The 1,303-nt window shown below is 70.2% G+C and carries 1 protein-coding gene; it reads left to right on the forward strand.

Features of this window, described 5'->3' with window-relative positions; translation table 11 throughout:
* Positions 1–16 precede the first annotated feature (16 nt).
* The gene (locus tag ACFV4G_RS43515; protein ID WP_380449211.1) at positions 17–1,267 is read left to right on the forward strand and encodes an IS701 family transposase; all 1,251 of its coding nucleotides are present in this window, start codon (positions 17–19) and stop codon (positions 1,265–1,267) included.
* Positions 1,268–1,303 lie beyond the last annotated feature (36 nt).

Here is a 1,303-nt window from a genome sequence, read left to right on the forward strand (position 1 = left end):
GCAGCCTCTCGTCGTGATCAACGAGCCTGCACCCGAGACCTGGGACAACGAACTCGAAGACCTCTTCCTCCGTATCGGCCACCGCTTCAGCCGCGTGGAGCCACGCCGCCGGATGCGCGACTACGTCCGCGGCCTGCTCGGCCCAGTCGGCCGCAAGAACGGCTGGCAACTGGCCGAATACGCAGGTCACGCCACACCCGACGGCCTGCAGCACCTGCTCGCCGGTTCCCGCTGGGACGCGGACGAGATCCGCGACGAGCTCCAGCACTACGTCGCCGAACGCCTCGGCGCCGACGACGGAGTCCTGATCATCGACGACACCGGCTTCGTCAAGAAGGGCACCACCTCTGCTGGTGTGCAGCGCCAGTACTCCGGCACCGCCGGCCGAACCGAGAACTGCCAGATCGGGGTCTTCGCCGCCTACGCCTCCACCCGTGGCCGCGCGCTGGTCGACCGCGAGCTCTACCTGCCCAAATCCTGGACCGAGGACCGGGACCGCTGCCGCGCAGCGAGGATCCCCGACGAGCGGGAGTTCCGCACCAAGGGCGGCCTCGCCAAGGCCCTGGTGCTGCGGGCGCTGGCCTCCGACCTGCCGATCGCCTGGGTCACCGCGGACTCGGCCTACGGCCAGGAGGGGCGCTTCCGTCGCCTGCTGGAACAGTCCGGCGTCGGCTACGTCCTGGCTGTGCCCAAGTCCCAGTTCAGCGTGGGCTGTCCACGCATCGACTGGCTGTTTGCCCAGGCCCCGGCCCAGGCCTGGGAGCGGATCTCGTGCGGCGACGGTGCCAAGGGGCCGCGCATCTATGACTGGGCGGCCATCCGGTTGCCCGCCGTGGTTGAGTTCGACTACCAGGACGAGACCCCGGTCCGCCAGCGGTGGGCGCTGGCCCGCCGCAGCCTGAGCAAGCCCGACGAGATCGCCTACTACCTCGCCTACGCCCAACTCGATACGACCGTGCAGCAGTTGGTGCGGATCGCAGGGATGCGCTGGGCGATCGAGGAGTGTTTCCAGGCCGCGAAGAACGAGTGCGGCCTGGACCAGTATGAGGTCCGCCGCTACCCCGGCTGGATGCGGCACGTCACCCTGGCCATGCTCGCCCACGCCTTCCTGGCCGCGATGGCCGCGGCCGCCGCCGCAAAGGGGTCTGCAGAAACGGTTCCCGCGCCGTGGTCGACCTCACCGTGGCAGAGATCCGGCGGCTCCTGGCAGCTGGCTGTCCCCGCGGCCCGCGTCCACCACACAGCCCGCCCCGCGCTCACGCCTTGACGTGGTCCACCTGGCGGCGACAACGCCAGGCCATCG

The organism is Kitasatospora sp. NPDC059747 (assembly GCF_042732955.1).
Lineage (GTDB): Bacteria > Actinomycetota > Actinomycetes > Streptomycetales > Streptomycetaceae > Kitasatospora.